Below are 16,779 nucleotides of genomic sequence, written 5' to 3' on the forward strand. Positions count from 1 at the left end.
TTATCCCTTTCCTTGTTTGCCCATATCCTTTGGCTTTAAATACCCCGGACGGAATCTTTCTTTTATTGGGATATGACGAATAATCATGTCCTTTGATGAGGGAAATCTCGGTGTCATAGGCGCAAAGTATGGTGTACCGAATGATTCTAGTGATACTAAATAAAATAGTCCGACAACCAATAAAGCGGAGGCTCCGTAGATGCCAATGAATCCGGCAGAAAAAATAAATAAGAAACGGGTAATCCGAACGGCAAAATTCATGCTTGTATCACTGATGATAAACGAGCTTAATCCACTCAAGGCGATGACAATAATGACAATCGGACTAATAATATTTGCTTGTACGGCTGCTTGTCCCAGAATTAACGCACCGACAATCCCAATCGTTGGTCCAATTGGGGATGGTACACGTAGTCCTGCTTCCCGAATAAGTTCAAAGGCTATTTCCATCATAAGCACTTCAAACAGAGCAGGAAATGGGACACGTTCCCTTGTCCCGGCAATCGCCATTAATAAATCAGGCGGGAGCATTCCAACGTGAAAGTTTGTTACGGCAATATAAAAGGAAGATGTAAACATCGCGATAAATACAGCAAGAAGCCGTAATATTCTGATGAAATTGCCATATGGTGTCCGTAAATAATGATCTTCCGGAGAATGAATCAATGCCCAAAAATTCGTTGGTAGTATCAGACTGCTTGGTGAATTCTCCATTAACAGGATGATATGGCCTTCCTCAATGAAGGAGGCAGCTCGATCAGGCCGCTCTGTATATAACGTTGTAGGATATAATGACCGCGGCCGTTCCTCTATGTACTGCTCAAGAATACTTAAATCGACGATTGATTCGACATCAAGGGAATGCAATTTAGCTTTCACGTTTTGGAGCAATTCTTCATTGACAAGATCCTTTTGATACACAAGGAATACGTCGTTTTTGGATCGTTTTGAGATAATCATTGACTCTACAATGAGGTTTTCATTTTTTAATTTTTTTCGGATTAAGGAGATGTTTGTCACGACTTTTTCGTTAAAGGATTCTTTTGGTCCTTTGACAATGACTTCAACGTCGGGCTTGCCGATAGCCCTTCCTTGAATATTTGCTGTATCAAATAGATAGCATTGTTCGTCCCCATCAACGAAAAGCGCCGTATTCCCGCTGTTTATAGATTCAAGGATTTTTCCAATAATGGTTTCAGTCGAAAAAAAGGTTCCCGTACAAAGATCAGGAATACTTTTATTCGGAATATCGTTTACGATTAACTTTTCCGTAATTCCTGCCTGGATGACACGTTGATCTGAAATAGAACTTAAAAAGATAATAAAGGCATGACGATTCGTTGAGCGAACCGTAAACTCTCGTATTTTCACATCTATATTTGCAGGGACACTATAAATGGCTTTGAATGTCGATAAGTTTTGTTCGTAATGAACGCTGATCGCTTGTTTTTTCAACTCAATGTCCTGTGCATTGGATTGTTCATGAAATTGTGGATCTTTAAGAGATTTATTTAATAACATTTCGCTCAGCTTTTTTCTCATCACGGGATTCCTCGTCATTTTTTTTTAGTAGTTTTCCACAGGTGGCAAATAATATGTAAAAAAATGGTTTGCTGCATTAAAGCACCGGGGGACTGTCCCCCAGTGCTTTAATGTGATAAAATCTTCTATCCAAATGAATGATTATGAAACTATTATTTTGTGCTTTTCGTTTATAATAGGGGTAGTTCAATACGAAAGGATAAAGTATTTTGAAAAGGAAATGGATAGGAAATTCTTTCATTACATTTGTTCTTGTGTTTATGGCTATTATTTTATATCTTCAATACTTGATGCAGCAGAACGGGGATCCTGAGGGAAATGTAAATACCCCGATGCCAATGGGACTTCATCCGGTTGTTGAGGAAAAGACAAATCAATTGATTCAGCAGGCGTCGGAAAAGGGAATATCAATGGTCATCACTGATGATTTCCGAAGTGCAGAGGATCAAGATAAATTATATGAAAAAGGCCGTTCAACAGAAGGGACCATTGTCACTTATGCAAGGGGAGGCGAATCCTATCATAATTTTGGTCTTGCTGTTGATTTTGCAATCAAGGTTCCATCAGGCGATGTCATATGGGATATGACGTATGATGGAAATGGAAACAAGGTTGCTGATTGGACGGAAATAGTATCCCTATCCAAAGATCTTGGTTTTGAGTGGGGCGGTGATTGGGTACGCTTTAAGGATTACCCACATCTGCAAATGGACTTTGGTCTTTCGATAGCTGCACTTCAAAGAGGGGAGAGGCCTGAAGAGACTGACAGCTGATTCGAGCTCTGGACAGAAATAACTGTCTGGAGCTTTTTGTCATAGTAAAAAACATTGAGTTGTAAACAGACTTTTCGGGTAACCTATCCTGTAAAAGAGAGGTGGTTTTATTGAAGGACAAGAGATTTCAAATTGCTCATAAGGAGGCAATTGTTGGAGTTATTTTAGTCATTATTAATTTTCTTTGGTGGTATGGCTTTGCCTATGGATTGGGGTCAGGTGATCCGCGGAAGTATTCATATATTTTAGGGATGCCTGCATGGTTTTTTTATAGCTGTGTTGCTGGAACAGTCGTTATGAATGTGATTGTTTACTTGTGTATTAAATTCATTTTCAAAGAGGTTTCATTTGATGAGGAAGAGGGGGATGGACTATGAAGACAGCTGTTATTATTCCATTACTTCTTTTTCTGGTTTTATATTTTTTGATAGGTGTATGGGCCAACCGATTTGTGAAATCCTCAAATAACTTTTTACAGGAATATTTTCTTGGAAGCAGGGAGCTTGGCGGCTTTGTTCTGGCCATGACATTGATTGCTACTTACGGAAGTGCCAGCAGCTTTATCGGAGGGCCAGGTGTTGCGTATACGACAGGTTTAGGCTGGGTATTGCTCTCAATGGCGCAACTTCCTACTGGTTATTTTGTTTTAATGGTGCTTGGAAAGAAATTTGCCATAATTGCAAGAAAAAAGAATTACATAACCATTATTGATTATTTAAAGGACCGATATAAAAGTAATAGTATTGTTTTAATCTCAGCTTTAAGCATCATTATTTTTCTTTTCTCATCAATGATTGCCCAATGGGTTGGCGGAGGAAGGTTAATTGAGTCTTTAACAGGATTGTCGTATCGTACGTCTTTATTGATTTTTGCGATCACTGTCTTAGTGTACGTTCTAATCGGAGGGTTCAGAGCAGTTGTTCTAACTGATACGGCACAAGGTATTGTTATGTTAGTAGGGACGATTGTCTTGCTTGCAGCAACGATTGCTGCGGGTGGAGGGTTACAGGCAATCATGTCCAAACTAACGGCAGAAAATCCTAACTTTGTCTCACCCTATGGTGCAGAGCGGCAATTAACCTCACTTTACGTATCGACGTTTTGGATTTTGGTGGGCGTAGGAGTTATCGGACTTCCACAGATGGCCGTAAGAGCGATGTCCTACAAGGATTCCAAGTCCATGCACCGGGCCATCATAATTGGTACGATTGTTATCGGGACCATTATGTTTGGGATGCATTTAATTGGTGTATTAGCCCGCGCAATCCTGCCGGGTATAGAGATTGGTGATAAGGTAATGCCGATGCTTACATTGGAGGTATTGTCACCCATTTTGGCAGGCTTAGTTCTTTCAGCGCCGATGGCTGCTATTATGTCTACCATATCTTCCTTGTTAATCCTTGTCAGTTCCACTATTGTTAAGGATATTTATTTGAATTTTATTCAGCCGAATGCGACCGAAAAGCAAATAAAACAAACCAGTTTTTGGGTAACGACATTAATTGGTGCAGCAGTCATTCTTTTTGCCCTAAATCCACCTGATCTATTAGTATGGTTGAATCTCTTTTCATTCGGGGGACTTGAGTCCGTCTTTATCTGGCCGATTATTTTAGGGCTGTACTGGGGAAGGGGGAATAAATACGGCGCCATATCCTCTATGATTATCGGAATGGGTTCCTATATTCTGTTTGATCGGTTATATCCTAATGCACTTGGAATGCATACTGTTGTTTTACCAATTTTCTTTTCATTCATCACCTTTATTCTCGTCAGCCTGGCAACTGCCTCTGTCGAGTTTCAAGGTGAGACGTGGGCTGAATAAAACACCTATAGTATGTTAAACTGGTACGAATTAGATTCAATATCGTTCATTTTCTGTCCATTGACAAACTAATTATTCTATACTACTTTTAAAATAAATTCTAGCATTTTCCAAGCCAGTCAAACGTAGGAGTATATCAATGGACAGAAAAAAGGAGATCAAAACATATATAATTCTGGCAGCAGGGCTAATGGCTCTCGGCCTCACTCATTACTTCTCTGCCTTTTTTTCACAGTTCTATAATCCGAAAAATCATTTATCCTTACATATATTAATGGAGCTGATTTCAGTTTCGGTGGCATTTGCTATTGCGTTGCAAGGCTGGATGATTTTCACCCACACATTATCAAGACACCGATTGTTCATTGGTGCTCTTTTCTTTTGTATTGCTTTCCTTGATATATTGCATGTGTTGTCATTTAATGGCATGCCGTTTTTTATCGTGGAAAACTCCGTTTTAAGGCCAACTTGGTTTTGGATTGTTTCCCGCTTTATTCTGTCGATTGGTCTTTTTATGATCCTCACTCAAAAAGATCGTGCCATTGCGCCAAAATACCGGTCATATATTTTCTTGTTAAGCTTTGTATGCGTAATTATTATTGCATCCATTATTTATTTCCTGCCGCGATCTTTGCCGGTTCTTGTCGTTGAAGGTGTTGGCGTTACACCTTTAAAGCGTGCCCTTGAATATATTCTCAGTTTTATTTTTTTTAGTCTTATGATTGTCATGGTTTATCAATATCGCAAGAGTAAAAATCCTGCACAGCTGGTGTTGATTGCTGCTGTTGGATTTTGCTTTTTCTCAGAAATTATCTTTACTTTATATAAAAGTGTTCACGACTTTGATAACTTTATGGGTCATATTTATAAGGTCATTAGCTATTATTTTTTAATGCAGGGTCTTTATGCATCAACAATTGAGGAGCCGTTTTTTAAGCAGCGAGAGGCACAATTGGCATTAAAAAAGAGCGAAGGCCGCTTACATACAATTGTCAGCACAGTTCCAAGCGGTATCATTATTACTGATTCAAATGGGTTTATACAATATGTAAATAAGAAGGTCGAGAGGATTTCCGGTTATACCTCCGATGAATTGCTTAATAAGCATATGAATGATCCCTTATGGCACAAGCATCCGATTGATGTTAGAGCATTCCCATCATTAGGGTCTCAGAATCAAAGGGATTTATCCGAAACAAATGAATCGCTGTACATGTCCACCAAAAAAGGCGGGGAAAAGGTTTTTCTTTCTGTAAATTCTACTGATATGTTTGATGAAAAGGGTGAACGAAATAGTATTATTTTCTCATTAAGTGACATTACTGAATTGATGAATGCACAAGAAAAATTGAATTATTTGGCATATTATGATGAACTTACAGGTCTGCCAAACCGTTATTATTTTAAAGAGCAATTAGAAAAGGTATTAATAGATAATTCTCCAGCACACAGAGCAGCATTACTTTTTATTAATTTAAATCGTTTCCGTACCGTTAACGAATCGTTAGGCACAGATACAGGTGATGTCTTTCTAGCTGTCATTGCAAAAAGGCTAAAAGGCTATTGTGAACCGAGAAAACGATTGGTTTCAAGAGTAGGCGGAGATGAATTTGCTATATTAATCACAGACCCGAAGGATTCCAGTTTAATTGAAGATATGGCAAAAACCATTCACTTACTTTTGCAAAGCCCGTTAAAGGCTAAGGGTTTTACATTTCATATTGATCCGGTAATCGGGATTTCTATTGTTAATGAAGAGATCGAAAATGGGGAGCAGCTATTGAAAAACGCCAGGATTGCTATGCATGAGGCACAGAAAAATAACCTTCCCTATATGTTTTATTCTCATGATTCTGATAAGAAATTATATGAAGAAATTGTACTTGAAAATGATCTGCGGAAAGCAGTTGAAAGAAATGAGCTACTTTTATATTATCAGCCGCAAATAAACCTAGATACCGGGAAATTAATTGGTGTAGAGGCTCTCATCCGTTGGCAGCATCCGGTAAGAGGAATGATTCCACCGAATAAATTTATTCCATTAGCAGAAGAATCTGGGCTAATTGTTCAAATCGGTAAATGGGTAATTGAAGAGGCATGTAGGCAAATGAAGGATTGGCTTGCATCTGGCTTCAGCTGTTCAAGGATTTCAGTTAACTTATCGAGGAGACAATTTTTCCAGGACGATTTAGTAGAGTTAGTTGCGGAGGCATTGAAAAAAGCAGACTTAGAACCGCATTTCTTAGAATTGGAAATAACTGAAAGTATGACAATGGATGTGGAGCGGGCTATTACTATGCTACAGGATTTGAAAACATTAGGTGTCCGTATTGCAATTGATGACTTTGGAACGGGTTACAGCTCATTTAGTAATTTGCATTTGCTTCCAGTGGATCAGTTGAAAATAGATCAATCCTTTATTCGTAATTTATCCAAGGATAAGACAAATGAAGCGATTGTCGGTACCATTATTTCTCTTGCCCATCATCTTCAATTGGAGTTGATTGCTGAAGGAGTTGAGACAACCGAGCAGGCTGAATTTCTTTCACGTAATCAATGCTATGGAATACAAGGGTACCTAATCAGTAAACCATTACCGGCCACTGGGGTGGTAGATTTTTTTCAAGATGAAGTGCTATATAGCAGGGTTACAAGTTAAATAATAGATAGTGAAAAGCCGGGGGATCTAAACCCGGCTTTTTCTGTTTTGTAAAGTAAAAGGTAAACATACCTATATTAAGGTTATCAACAGAAGAAAACTATATATAGTCACATTTCCACAGATTTATCCACATTATCCACAGAAAATAACTCAAATTCAAGGGGTTTTATTCACAAGCATTATCCCTATTGAGGATTGTTTTAATCATATCCTTTAAAGTTATTAACAGTATTAACAGTTATGTGGATAACTTTATACACATATCTAACTTATTTGTTTTTTTGTTTTACGCGTTGATTTGCTGCTTCAGCTCTAGCTTGCGCTTCCAAATCGTCCTGGTCGGCAAGCTCTCTTGAAAACTCTTCATCCACACCATCTGATTTGAAGTTGTTTTTAAATTGATTCTCTTTAGTCATGACAACTATTCCTCCTATCCATCAGGTAGGTCTTCGAATCGAGACCCTGTTTAATCCTATTATCCGTTATTTCCTTGATTTCTCTGATTAGCTGCATTTGCTAATGCTTGTTCTTCTCTGCTGATTTGATTATTTAATTCCTGAGCATATTCTTCGCTCATACGATCATATTTCATATTTTTCGGCACTTGAGGAAGTGAGCTTTTATTTCTGTCACGTGTTTTATGCCCTTGAGCTCGACCCATGTACAAAAACCCCTTTCAATAAATAAAGTATGAAGCATCGCTCCATACTTTATTATGCTCTAGCACCAACTGACTATGAAAGGTAAGTTGTTACAAGATAAAACTGAAGTTGTCTCAGCTGTTGTTTTTACTTTCTTCCTTTTCGGTCCATAAAACCGCCGGCACGATCTGCCATTTTGAAATCACGCTGATAGGTAACAGCCTGCATACTTGTTAACGTGCTTTTTTCCTTGTCTGTTTTTTTCGGCATTGGAATCCTTCCTTTCATGAAAGTATCTTCCACATTTTTCCCTAATAAAAATGATTCATACTTAAATGGAAATAGTAAAAAAATAAAAAATATTTCACAAGGGATATTTCTTTCTTTTTTCAGCTCTATTCAAATTTTGAAGTAGATTATGCTACAGTTAATGAGAGGTGAAGTTGATGCCGATTATCACAAAGATTACGACCCAGAAAAAAAATAAAGAACGCTATAATATTTTTCTCAATGAAGGAAAAGGGGAACAATATGCATTTAGCGTGGACGAAGCAGTATTAGTAAAGTTTCAGTTGAAAAAAGGCATGGAATTGGATGAGTTTTCAATTACCGAAATTCATTACGAGGATGATATCCGAAAAGCCTATAACCTAGCTCTTCATTATTTAACGCGAAGAATCAGATCAGAGTCAGAGGTTCGCGCTTATTTAGGAGAAAAGGAAATTGATGAGCCGATTATTCAAGAGGCTATCATTAAGCTTTATGAGTACCAGTTTCTAAATGATGAACAGTACGCCATTGCTTATGTGAGAACACAAATGAATACGACTGATAAAGGAACTGTTTTAATCAGAAGCGAACTAAAGGAAAGAGGAATTAGTGAAAATTATATCGCTCTAGCCCTCAAAGAATATCCGTATGATTTACAATTAGAGAAGGCAAAAATTCTTTGTGAAAAAGCCGCGCAGAAAAATAAAAAGGATTCTGAGCGGGTGCTAAAAACAAAGCTTGAACAAAAATTGATCCGAAAAGGCTTTAGCTTTGACATTATAACCAATGCTATCGAAAGTACAAATTTAGAAAGAACTGAAGATGGGATGGAGGCATTGCGTTATCAAGCTGAAAAATTACAGCGTAAATATGTTAATGAAACGGGATATGCATACGAGCAGAAAATGAAAAGTGCACTATATCGAAAAGGTTTTTCACTGGAGCAAATTGAAGCATATTTAAAAAATCTTGATTGGAATGAATAGGAAAAACGCTTTTGTTTCTTATTCCATACTTTTTTATTATACTAAAATATAGGTTATATAGGTTCGCAAAGAAAAGGGGATGGTTTCATGCAATCACAAGAGAAGAGATACAGCCAGTTATCGCCATATGAACTGCATCAGGAGATTGCTCAGTTACATGAAAAGGCAAGGAAGGCAGAGCAAATGGGTATGGTAAATGAGTTTGCTGTATTGGAAAGAAAGGCAGCTATGGCCAAGGCCTATTTATTAGACCCAAATGATTTTATTCCTGGGGAGATTTATCAGATTGAAGGAGCGCCAGGTGCTTATTTTAAAATAAGCTATTTAAATGGTGTGTTTGCTTGGGGGCATCGCTTGAGAAATGGGGAGGAAGAAGAAGCATTGCCAATCTCCATGCTGGTAAAGCTCCAGTAAGGGAGTTAGTCCTTACTGAAGCATTATGCTGGTGGAATTCATTGTATATTTTTTTTAGCCCCAAAGCCAGTGGAGAAAAGATGAAACGGGCGTCTTCCGCATCTTTGTTTTTAAAATAAATTTGATGTATCGATGTCTCTATTGGAAGATGCTCGCATTCTTTCCTGCGGATGTGTATTAATGGTTCCGTCAGCTCGTTTAGAGGCATACTCTGCTTTTGCACGAGGTTCCCCCTCTAATTTATTATTACTTAGATTAGGAAAACCCTTTTGTTTATTACGCATGTAAAAACCTCCTGAATGCGGGATAAGAACCGTGATCAAGAAGAATCATTCTTAATCACTTACGATTAGTATGTTCAGCCAATGGATAGCTATTACTCGTTTTACTGCTTAATTTATGGAAAAGTCGAAAGTCGCGTAATCAGGAATCAAAAAAGCGATGTCTTTAACGACATCGCTTTAACTTGGAATAATATCCAGTTTTTTACGGAGTTTTTCCTCGCTGAAAATCCAGCCGGTATATGAAGTGGTAATGTTCAATTCTAAATCAAGATGGACAACCGCTACGAACGGATAATAATCCTTGCTTCGATAGCGTAAGTCAATAAAACGAACTTCATAATGGTCATCGTATTCATCAACCTCCCAACGATATACAGGCGAGAAGGATAGAAATGCTGCTAAATTTTCATCCTTTTTTGCAGCCTCTATAACAGGTGTTTCAGGGACCTCAATACGATTGAACTGATCTAATATTTGTACTTGTCTATTTACGGACCGTCCGACAAAAAATTGATGTTTATTCATCACTGCAATTTTCCATTGATTATGCTTCATCGTTGGAGCTATGATAATTTCAGTGGCATCAGGAATCCTTTGCAGAACCTTCTTATAAACATTTTGTCTTGCGATGAAGCGGACAATATAATAGACCACCAATATTGCGTATATGACGGCAAAGGTATATCCGGGATCTGTACCAAATCCCCATAAAATTAAACCGAGTACATGTATCGCGAAAATGAACGGATCAAAGGTGTTGATTACACCAAGCGCCACCCATTTTGCGGAGAAAGGCCGTAATGCTTGTGTACCATAAGCGTTAAAAATATCGACAAAGACATGCAGGAAAACAGCTAGAAATGTCCAAAGCCATAGATGAAATAAATCAGCTGCTGGAAAAAATGGATAAACGACTGCAATTATACCTATTGGCCAGATAAGAACTGCTGGAATTGAATGTGTGATTCCACGGTGATTGCGGATATAGATGGCATTGTTTCTTAGTTTCAATACTGTATCAATATCAGGTGCCTGCGAGCCAACTATTACTGAAATTAATACACTTGTGGCTGTAGCCGAGCTCCCAGCTACAACGGGATCAAGAGTTGCCAGACCGCCAAGGGCTAGTCCCATAACGACATGTGTACCTGTATCCAAGGAAGAAACCTCCTTAATTCGGTATTTACAGTGGGGACAAACTATAGATACATATATCAGCTTTACCCCACACCACTATTTATAGCAGCTTAATAATGGAAAACAACATTCAATATTTTCTATATATTAAGTGTATCAGAATATCTTTGCTTTGACTGAGAAAAATATGTATTTTTAACGATAAAAATTTAACTATTACGTTTAATCATTTACCTTAATGAATCCACATTAATAATATTACCCAATTTTATATGTTTAACATCCTGGAGGAACAAAAGTGACGAAAAATTACTTGGAAAATTTAGATAAGGTTGATAGACAAGAGTTTCGTCAGGATTTGATCGGCTGGTTTGTGAAAGAAATGCGAGATCTTCCATGGCGAAAGGATCAAGACCCTTATAAAATTTGGGTCTCTGAGATTATGCTGCAGCAGACAAGAGTGGATACGGTGATTCCTTATTTTAACCGCTTTATGGAGCAGTTTCCGACAATTGAAGCATTGTCAAAGGCTGAAGAGGAGAAAGTATTAAAGGCATGGGAAGGTCTTGGTTATTATTCAAGAGCCCGGAACTTACATTCTGCCGTCAAAGAGGTTCATGAAAAATATGATGGGAGAGTCCCTGACGATCCAAAAGAAATAGCAGCTTTAAAAGGAGTCGGTCCGTATACAGCAGGTGCTATTTTAAGTCAGGCATACGGAATACCAGAGCCTGCCGTAGATGGTAATGTGATGCGAGTCCTATCCCGTATATTGTTGATAGAGGATGATATCGCTAAAGCATCATCACGAAAAATATTTGAAAAAGCAGTTAGAGAGCTAATTTCCCATGAAAATCCATCTTATTTTAATCAGGCTCTAATGGAGCTTGGAGCAATTGTTTGTACGCCAACATCGCCATCCTGTCTGCTATGTCCTGTTCGCGAGCATTGTGTAGCATTTCATGAAGGGGTACAACATGAATTACCTGTAAAAACAAAAAATAAAAAGCTTCGTGAAGTACACTTGGCAGCAGCTGTCTTAAAAGATGATGAAGGACGGACGTTGATCCATAAAAGAGACGAAAAGGGTTTACTCGCGAATTTATGGGAATTCCCAAATATTGAAATCCATTTACCGTTTAAAACGGAAAAAGAGCAACTAAAGGAAGTATTGAAATCAGAATACGGAGCCGAGATTGATTTGGGAGAAATGGTGGGGACAATAGATCATGTTTTTTCCCACTTAACATGGACTATACATGTATATGAAGGCAGAATTAACCTTTTAAAAGAAGAAAAGCCCGATTTAAAAATGGTTACAGCTGAGCAGATAGAAAGTTATCCATTTCCTGTCTCCCATCAAAAAATGATCAAGCAGTTCTATAAATAAATATACGGTGTCAGGCACCACGAAAGGACATTTGCATGGCATTTGTCTTTTTGTGGTGCCTGACACCCATTAATCAAAGGTCACACTTGTTCCATGTGTGTAATCAGCTTCATTTCGTTTAAAGCTGTTCCGATTATGCATTTCTTCAATGATTTCCCGGTAGATGGATTGCCCTTCTACATTTAGATAAGGCAAGATTTGCTGAAACGATTGATGGAAAAAGGCAAGCTCACTGTCTTGCCAATCTGACTTTGACATCATGGAAAGCTCGGTCATATCCCTGCCAACATACATACCATTTCTTCCTTTCAATAATTAATTTGAACCTACCCCTATTGTCCTTAACCTCATTGCCATCTATACATGAAAAAGTTAAAATAATAGGAAAAGTAGAGGCCTCCTGTTCATTGGCGCATGACTTGATTTGATAGCGCCTGAGCTGGAACATCAGTTCTATAACTGAAATAAATACATAGGTCTTTTATTAAGAAGGGAAAAAGAGATGACACAAAAAGTAGCGCTTGTAACCGGCAGTAGTCGAGGAATTGGAAAAGCAACAGCCATAAGGCTTGCAAAGGAAGGCTATGATCTTGTAATTAATTATGCCCGCAGTAAAAAGGGCGCCCTTGAAACGGCTGCAGAAATTGAGGCTTTAGGGAGAAAAGCATTGATAGTAAAAGCAAACGTTGGGGATGTAGAAAAAATAAAACTGCTTTTTGAAACGATTAAAAATGAATATGGACGGCTTGATGTTTTCGTCAATAATGCAGCTTCAGGCGTACAGCGGCCTTTAATGGAGCTTGAAGAATCACACTGGGATTGGACGATGAACATAAACAGTAAAGCATTATTATTTTGTGCACAAGAGGCAGCCAAGCTCATGGATCAGGGTGGAAAGATTGTCAGTATCAGCTCGCTAGGCTCCATACGTTATTTAAAGAACTACACAGTGGTAGGAGTCTCAAAAGCTGCCCTAGAAGCACTGACACGTTATTTGGCTGTTGAGCTTGCTGACAGAAATATTATTGTGAACGCTGTTTCCGGCGGAGCTGTTGACACTGAAGCTCTAAAATCTTTTCCAAATCGTGAAGAGCTTCTTAATGAAGCGAAGGAAAAAACGCCTGCAGGCAGAATGGTTGAAATTGATGATATGGTTAATACCATTATGTTTTTATTGTCTGAACAATCGAGTATGATCCGTGGTCAAACCATTATCGTGGATGGTGGTATTTCGCTCTTAGTTTAAGTTTCTTTTCGCATTGATAAAAATTATAAAATTTTTACGGATAGTTTCCTCCATGCTTGGTTAAATTAATGAGCGTGGAGGTGATTTCAATGGCAAACAGACCAAATCAAACTCAATCTGGAACTAACATCCAGCAAGTGAGACAACAAAATGCACAGTCTGCTTCTGGACAAGGCCAATTCGGCACTGAATTTGCAAGTGAAACAGATGTTCAAGAAGTAAGACAACGCAATGCTCAATCTGAAGCAAATAAAGCTCAAAACTCCGGCCAATTTGGCGGACAAAACAGCTAATACTTATCTTAAAGTGAAAAGACACTCTTGAATCGGAAAGAGTGTCTTTTCATGTTCAAATAATTGCTAGAAGTCATATACCCATTTGCTGGATATTACGTATATAATAAATGTATAGTATTTTCATTTGTTAAAATTTATTTCTTTTCATTTTATTATGGGATGCTTTTTTTCGACAAAAATTCTTTACATTCAGCACAACTAGTCAAAGGAATGAAGAAAAAGAGAACGAATACATAAGGAAGAAGAAAAGACCCACAGAATCTTTCGTTCTAGTGGAAATTAAATAGGCGGGTGGTAAGTGTGAAAGAATTCAACCGTTTAGTAACAGAGCAGATGAAAACAATGGACCGGCTATTATATTTACAGAGTGAGCTGGAACGATGTCAAGAAATTGAGGAGCAATTAAAGGAAATACAGCAGGGAACAAAGCTTGAATGTGTTCAAGGTGAAATCAAAAAGATGAATGAAGAACTTAAGGAAATTCAACGAATCTTTGAACAGCAAACAGAGGAAGTTATTCGTTCCTATCAGGAAATAAATGTAACTGCAGGGTAGATAGAGCGGAAAATGATAATTAAAATAGTACAGGAATTAAAAAAATAAACAGTCATTGATGAAAATCAATGGCTGTTTTGTTTTAAATTCTTTTGGAAACCGTTATAATAGTAGAAAATAGGAATTGTTCTTTGTTGCCTGTATATTTAATTAAATAGTATAACTGACAGTCTTTTTTTAACAAAGTTATATACGTAAAAAACAATTGAAAGGTTACAAAGTGTCCGGTAACGAAAGTAGGGGAAATAATGGGCGTACCCATCGAAGGTGAACCAGTACAAATTCATAGCTTTAAGCATAATGGGCACATCCATCGCATATGGGACGAAACGACTGTGTTAAAGGGTTCGCAAAACATGGTAATTGGCGGAAACGATCGTACGATTGTAACGGAGTCTGATGGAAGAACCTGGGTAACAAGAGAACCCGCTATTACATATTTTCATTCACAGCATTGGTTTAATATCATTGGAATGTTACGGGAAGACGGAATTTACTACTATTGTAATTTAAGTTCTCCTTTTATCTATGATGGAGAGGCTATAAAGTATATCGATTACGATTTAGACATTAAAGTATTCCCTGATATGACCTTTCATTTACTTGATGAAGATGAGTATGAGCGGCATCGAAAAGAAATGAATTACCCAGATGTAATCGATCAAATTTTAAAAGCCAATGTTGATACATTAATCCAGTGGATTCGTCAGCGAAAAGGACCATTTGCTGCAGATTTTATTGATACATGGTATGAGCGATATTTAACGTACAGAAGATAATACAAGCTGCAAAACCACCTGTTGATTTGATTCAGCAGGTTTTTATGTGAAAGTCTTTGCTAACTATGTTGATGGAAAGCTACTGTATACATTTGCAGCAGATATGTAATACCGTATTTGAAACATCACAACAGAGAACATATAAGGTGGGGGGAAACTTGGGCAGTATACGACGTTATCTACATTTTGTAAAACCTTACAGCCTCCAAATAATCTGGACGATCATCATTGGAATCGTCAAATTCGCCATTCCATTAATGATACCGTTACTTATTAAGTATGTCTTGGACGAAATTGTCGCCAACGATGCGATGTCAAAGTCGGACAAAATTGATCATTTATTAATCATTATGGCTGTTATGATTGTTATATTTGTCTTTTTACGTCCGCCGATTGAGTATTATCGGCAATATTTTGCTCAATGGACATCAAGTAAAATCCTCTATGATATCCGTGACCGTCTTTTTACTCATATTCAGAAGCTCAGCTTTAAATATTACTCTAATACAAGAACAGGCGAAGTCATTTCAAGAGTCATTAATGACGTAGAGCAAACGAAAACCTTTGTCGTGACAGGTCTGATGAATTTATGGCTCGATTTAGCTACCATTGTTATTGCAATTGCAATTATGTTTACGATGGATGTTACTTTAACGCTTGTATCGATTATCCTGTTCCCTTTTTATGCTTTTTCTGTTAAATACTTCTTTGGGAATTTGCGTGCCTTAACAAGAAAGCGCTCGCAGGCGCTTGCAGAGGTTCAAAGCTATTTACATGAGCGCGTACAAGGGATGCCTGTTATCAAAAGCTTTGCCATCGAGGACTTTGAACAAAAAAAGTTTGATGAACAGAACAGTAACTTTTTAGATAAGGCAATTGATCATACACGTTGGAATGCCAAAGCTTTTGCGGTTGTTAATACGATTACTGATATTGCTCCGCTGCTTGTTATTGGTGTGTCAGGCTACCAGGTAATCAATGGTGACTTAACGGTTGGTTCAATGGTGGCATTCATTGCTTATATTGACAGGCTGTATAACCCATTACGCCGTCTTGTTAATTCCTCAACTACACTGACGCAGTCATTTGCCTCAATGGATCGAGTTTTTGAATTAATGGATGAAAAATATGATATCGAAGACCTGCCGGATTCAATTGAATGTAAAGATGTAAAGGGACATATTGTATTCGATCATGTTGACTTTTCCTATAATGACAATCAACTAGAAGATGCTGTTCTAAAGGATATCACCTTAGATGTACAAAAGGGTGAAACCATTGCTTTTGTTGGGATGAGCGGCGGAGGGAAGTCGTCCTTAGTTAGTTTAATTCCCCGGTTTTATGATGTAACGAGCGGGAGGATTCTTTTGGATGACAAGGATATTCGTTCATTTAAAGTACGGTCTCTAAGGGATAAAATAGGGATGGTGCACCAGGATAATATTCTTTTTAGTGAATCAGTTAAAGAAAATATTCTGTTGGGTAATCCGCTTGCAACGGATGAAGCTGTGATCGAAGCAGCCAAAGCAGCAAATGCTCATGAATTTATTATGAATCTACCTGAAGGCTATGATACGAAGGTAGGAGAACGTGGTGTTAAATTATCCGGCGGGCAAAAACAGAGGGTTGCCATTGCACGCGTATTTTTGAAAAATCCACCTATTCTAGTGCTGGATGAAGCGACCTCTGCGCTAGACCTGGAAAGTGAGCATCAGATTCAAGAAACACTTGATAAATTAGCTAAGGACCGGACAACATTTGTTGTCGCACATCGTCTTTCAACGATCACACATGCGGATCGGATTGTCTTAATCGAGCATGGGAAAATTGTTGAAATTGGCAGCCATGAAGAACTAATGGCATTGCAGGGTCATTATTATAAGCTCTTTCAGGTTCAGCAGCTTGAGCAATAAGCTTGAGATTAGAAAATGGAATAGAATAAAAAACAAGCAGCTGGTTCTATATCAGCTGCTTGTTTTTTC

At 37.9% G+C, this 16,779-nt stretch carries 19 protein-coding genes; 12 read left to right on the forward strand and 7 right to left on the reverse strand.

Annotated elements, in window-relative coordinates:
• Positions 1 to 1,542 (reverse strand): spore germination protein, encoded by a 1,542-nt coding sequence (locus ACHUFV_RS21935; protein WP_394237875.1) that lies wholly within the window; start codon positions 1,540 to 1,542, stop codon positions 1 to 3.
• A gap of 260 nt (positions 1,543 to 1,802) precedes the next feature.
• On the opposite strand from ACHUFV_RS21935, the gene ACHUFV_RS21940 reads away from it, so the two are divergent.
• From ACHUFV_RS21940 to ACHUFV_RS21955, 4 genes are all read left to right on the forward strand, one after another.
• The gene (locus tag ACHUFV_RS21940; RefSeq protein ID WP_394237876.1) at positions 1,803 to 2,315 is read left to right on the forward strand and encodes a M15 family metallopeptidase; all 513 of its coding nucleotides are present in this window, start codon (positions 1,803 to 1,805) and stop codon (positions 2,313 to 2,315) included.
• Positions 2,316 to 2,425: 110 nt separating this feature from the next.
• Positions 2,426 to 2,692: a YhdT family protein gene (locus tag ACHUFV_RS21945; RefSeq protein ID WP_394237878.1), complete on the forward strand. Its 267-nt coding sequence runs from the start codon at positions 2,426 to 2,428 to the stop codon at positions 2,690 to 2,692.
• Positions 2,689 to 4,137, forward strand: a complete 1,449-nt coding sequence (gene panF / locus ACHUFV_RS21950; protein WP_394237880.1) for a sodium/pantothenate symporter — start codon at positions 2,689 to 2,691, stop codon at positions 4,135 to 4,137. The genes ACHUFV_RS21945 and panF overlap by 4 nt, the downstream gene beginning before the upstream one ends.
• A gap of 139 nt (positions 4,138 to 4,276) precedes the next feature.
• Positions 4,277 to 6,796 (forward strand): bifunctional diguanylate cyclase/phosphodiesterase, encoded by a 2,520-nt coding sequence (locus ACHUFV_RS21955; protein ID WP_394237882.1) that lies wholly within the window; start codon positions 4,277 to 4,279, stop codon positions 6,794 to 6,796.
• A 272-nt stretch (positions 6,797 to 7,068) separates the two neighbouring features.
• Here ACHUFV_RS21955 and ACHUFV_RS21960 read toward each other — a convergent pair whose 3' ends face one another.
• From ACHUFV_RS21960 to ACHUFV_RS21970, 3 genes are all read right to left on the reverse strand, one after another.
• Positions 7,069 to 7,215, reverse strand: a complete 147-nt coding sequence (locus tag ACHUFV_RS21960) for a YfhD family protein (RefSeq protein ID WP_394237884.1) — start codon at positions 7,213 to 7,215, stop codon at positions 7,069 to 7,071.
• A gap of 59 nt (positions 7,216 to 7,274) precedes the next feature.
• On the reverse strand, positions 7,275 to 7,460 hold the full coding sequence (locus ACHUFV_RS21965; protein WP_150438213.1) for a YfhD family protein: 186 nt from the start codon (positions 7,458 to 7,460) through the stop codon (positions 7,275 to 7,277).
• A gap of 127 nt (positions 7,461 to 7,587) precedes the next feature.
• The gene (locus ACHUFV_RS21970) at positions 7,588 to 7,710 is read right to left on the reverse strand and encodes a YfhE family protein (protein ID WP_394237885.1); all 123 of its coding nucleotides are present in this window, start codon (positions 7,708 to 7,710) and stop codon (positions 7,588 to 7,590) included.
• Positions 7,711 to 7,886: 176 nt separating this feature from the next.
• Between ACHUFV_RS21970 and recX the strand changes: the two genes are divergently transcribed.
• Both recX and ACHUFV_RS21980 read left to right on the forward strand, forming a co-directional pair.
• A complete protein-coding gene (gene recX, locus ACHUFV_RS21975; protein ID WP_394237887.1) occupies positions 7,887 to 8,696 on the forward strand; it encodes a recombination regulator RecX in 810 nt (269 codons plus the stop codon).
• Between the two features lie 87 nt (positions 8,697 to 8,783).
• Positions 8,784 to 9,110 (forward strand): YfhH family protein, encoded by a 327-nt coding sequence (locus ACHUFV_RS21980; protein WP_394237889.1) that lies wholly within the window; start codon positions 8,784 to 8,786, stop codon positions 9,108 to 9,110.
• Positions 9,111 to 9,220: 110 nt separating this feature from the next.
• Here ACHUFV_RS21980 and ACHUFV_RS21985 read toward each other — a convergent pair whose 3' ends face one another.
• Complete coding sequence (locus ACHUFV_RS21985) at positions 9,221 to 9,394, reverse strand: small, acid-soluble spore protein K (protein ID WP_394237891.1); 174 nt, start codon at positions 9,392 to 9,394, stop codon at positions 9,221 to 9,223.
• A gap of 177 nt (positions 9,395 to 9,571) precedes the next feature.
• Positions 9,572 to 10,552, reverse strand: coding sequence for a metal-dependent hydrolase (locus ACHUFV_RS21990; RefSeq protein ID WP_394237893.1), 981 nt, complete (start codon positions 10,550 to 10,552; stop codon positions 9,572 to 9,574).
• Positions 10,553 to 10,829: 277 nt separating this feature from the next.
• Between ACHUFV_RS21990 and mutY the strand changes: the two genes are divergently transcribed.
• On the forward strand, positions 10,830 to 11,921 hold the full coding sequence (gene mutY / locus ACHUFV_RS21995; protein WP_394237894.1) for an A/G-specific adenine glycosylase: 1,092 nt from the start codon (positions 10,830 to 10,832) through the stop codon (positions 11,919 to 11,921).
• A gap of 69 nt (positions 11,922 to 11,990) precedes the next feature.
• On the opposite strand, the gene ACHUFV_RS22000 is transcribed toward mutY, so the two are convergent.
• Entirely contained in the window at positions 11,991 to 12,215 is a 225-nt protein-coding gene (locus ACHUFV_RS22000; RefSeq protein WP_394237929.1) for a hypothetical protein, read from the reverse strand.
• Positions 12,216 to 12,423: 208 nt separating this feature from the next.
• Here ACHUFV_RS22000 and fabL point away from each other — a divergent pair, with 208 nt between their 5' ends.
• From fabL to ACHUFV_RS22025, 5 genes are all read left to right on the forward strand, one after another.
• Positions 12,424 to 13,167, forward strand: a complete 744-nt coding sequence (gene fabL, locus ACHUFV_RS22005) for an enoyl-[acyl-carrier-protein] reductase FabL (RefSeq protein ID WP_394237896.1) — start codon at positions 12,424 to 12,426, stop codon at positions 13,165 to 13,167.
• Positions 13,168 to 13,256: 89 nt separating this feature from the next.
• Complete coding sequence (locus ACHUFV_RS22010; protein ID WP_394237897.1) at positions 13,257 to 13,460, forward strand: gamma-type small acid-soluble spore protein; 204 nt, start codon at positions 13,257 to 13,259, stop codon at positions 13,458 to 13,460.
• Positions 13,461 to 13,763: 303 nt separating this feature from the next.
• Positions 13,764 to 14,018 (forward strand): YgaB family protein, encoded by a 255-nt coding sequence (locus ACHUFV_RS22015; protein ID WP_394237898.1) that lies wholly within the window; start codon positions 13,764 to 13,766, stop codon positions 14,016 to 14,018.
• Between the two features lie 248 nt (positions 14,019 to 14,266).
• Positions 14,267 to 14,797 carry a nucleoside tri-diphosphate phosphatase gene (gene ntdP, locus ACHUFV_RS22020; RefSeq protein WP_394237900.1) on the forward strand — a complete coding sequence of 177 codons (531 nt, stop codon included), beginning with the start codon at positions 14,267 to 14,269 and terminating at the stop codon, positions 14,795 to 14,797.
• Positions 14,798 to 14,955: 158 nt separating this feature from the next.
• The gene (locus ACHUFV_RS22025) at positions 14,956 to 16,710 is read left to right on the forward strand and encodes an ABC transporter ATP-binding protein (protein WP_394237902.1); all 1,755 of its coding nucleotides are present in this window, start codon (positions 14,956 to 14,958) and stop codon (positions 16,708 to 16,710) included.
• The last annotated feature ends 69 nt before the right edge of the window (positions 16,711 to 16,779 follow it).

This window comes from Niallia oryzisoli (assembly GCF_043641075.1).
GTDB lineage: Bacteria > Bacillota > Bacilli > Bacillales > Cytobacillaceae > Bacillus_BD > Bacillus_BD oryzisoli_A.

Coding starts and splice junctions, on each gene's coding strand:
- ACHUFV_RS21935 (WP_394237875.1), bottom strand. CDS start 1,542: ATGAGAAAAAAGCTGAGCGAAATGTTATTAAATAAATCTCTTAAAGAT.
- ACHUFV_RS21940 (WP_394237876.1), top strand. CDS start 1,803: ATGGCTATTATTTTATATCTTCAATACTTGATGCAGCAGAACGGGGAT.
- panF (WP_394237880.1), top strand. CDS start 2,689: ATGAAGACAGCTGTTATTATTCCATTACTTCTTTTTCTGGTTTTATAT.
- ACHUFV_RS21955 (WP_394237882.1), top strand. CDS start 4,277: ATGGACAGAAAAAAGGAGATCAAAACATATATAATTCTGGCAGCAGGG.
- ACHUFV_RS21960 (WP_394237884.1), bottom strand. CDS start 7,215: ATGACTAAAGAGAATCAATTTAAAAACAACTTCAAATCAGATGGTGTG.
- ACHUFV_RS21965 (WP_150438213.1), bottom strand. CDS start 7,460: ATGGGTCGAGCTCAAGGGCATAAAACACGTGACAGAAATAAAAGCTCA.
- ACHUFV_RS21970 (WP_394237885.1), bottom strand. CDS start 7,710: ATGCCGAAAAAAACAGACAAGGAAAAAAGCACGTTAACAAGTATGCAG.
- recX (WP_394237887.1), top strand. CDS start 7,887: ATGCCGATTATCACAAAGATTACGACCCAGAAAAAAAATAAAGAACGC.
- ACHUFV_RS21980 (WP_394237889.1), top strand. CDS start 8,784: ATGCAATCACAAGAGAAGAGATACAGCCAGTTATCGCCATATGAACTG.
- ACHUFV_RS21985 (WP_394237891.1), bottom strand. CDS start 9,394: ATGCGTAATAAACAAAAGGGTTTTCCTAATCTAAGTAATAATAAATTA.
- ACHUFV_RS22000 (WP_394237929.1), bottom strand. CDS start 12,215: ATGTATGTTGGCAGGGATATGACCGAGCTTTCCATGATGTCAAAGTCA.
- fabL (WP_394237896.1), top strand. CDS start 12,424: ATGACACAAAAAGTAGCGCTTGTAACCGGCAGTAGTCGAGGAATTGGA.
- ACHUFV_RS22010 (WP_394237897.1), top strand. CDS start 13,257: ATGGCAAACAGACCAAATCAAACTCAATCTGGAACTAACATCCAGCAA.
- ntdP (WP_394237900.1), top strand. CDS start 14,267: ATGGGCGTACCCATCGAAGGTGAACCAGTACAAATTCATAGCTTTAAG.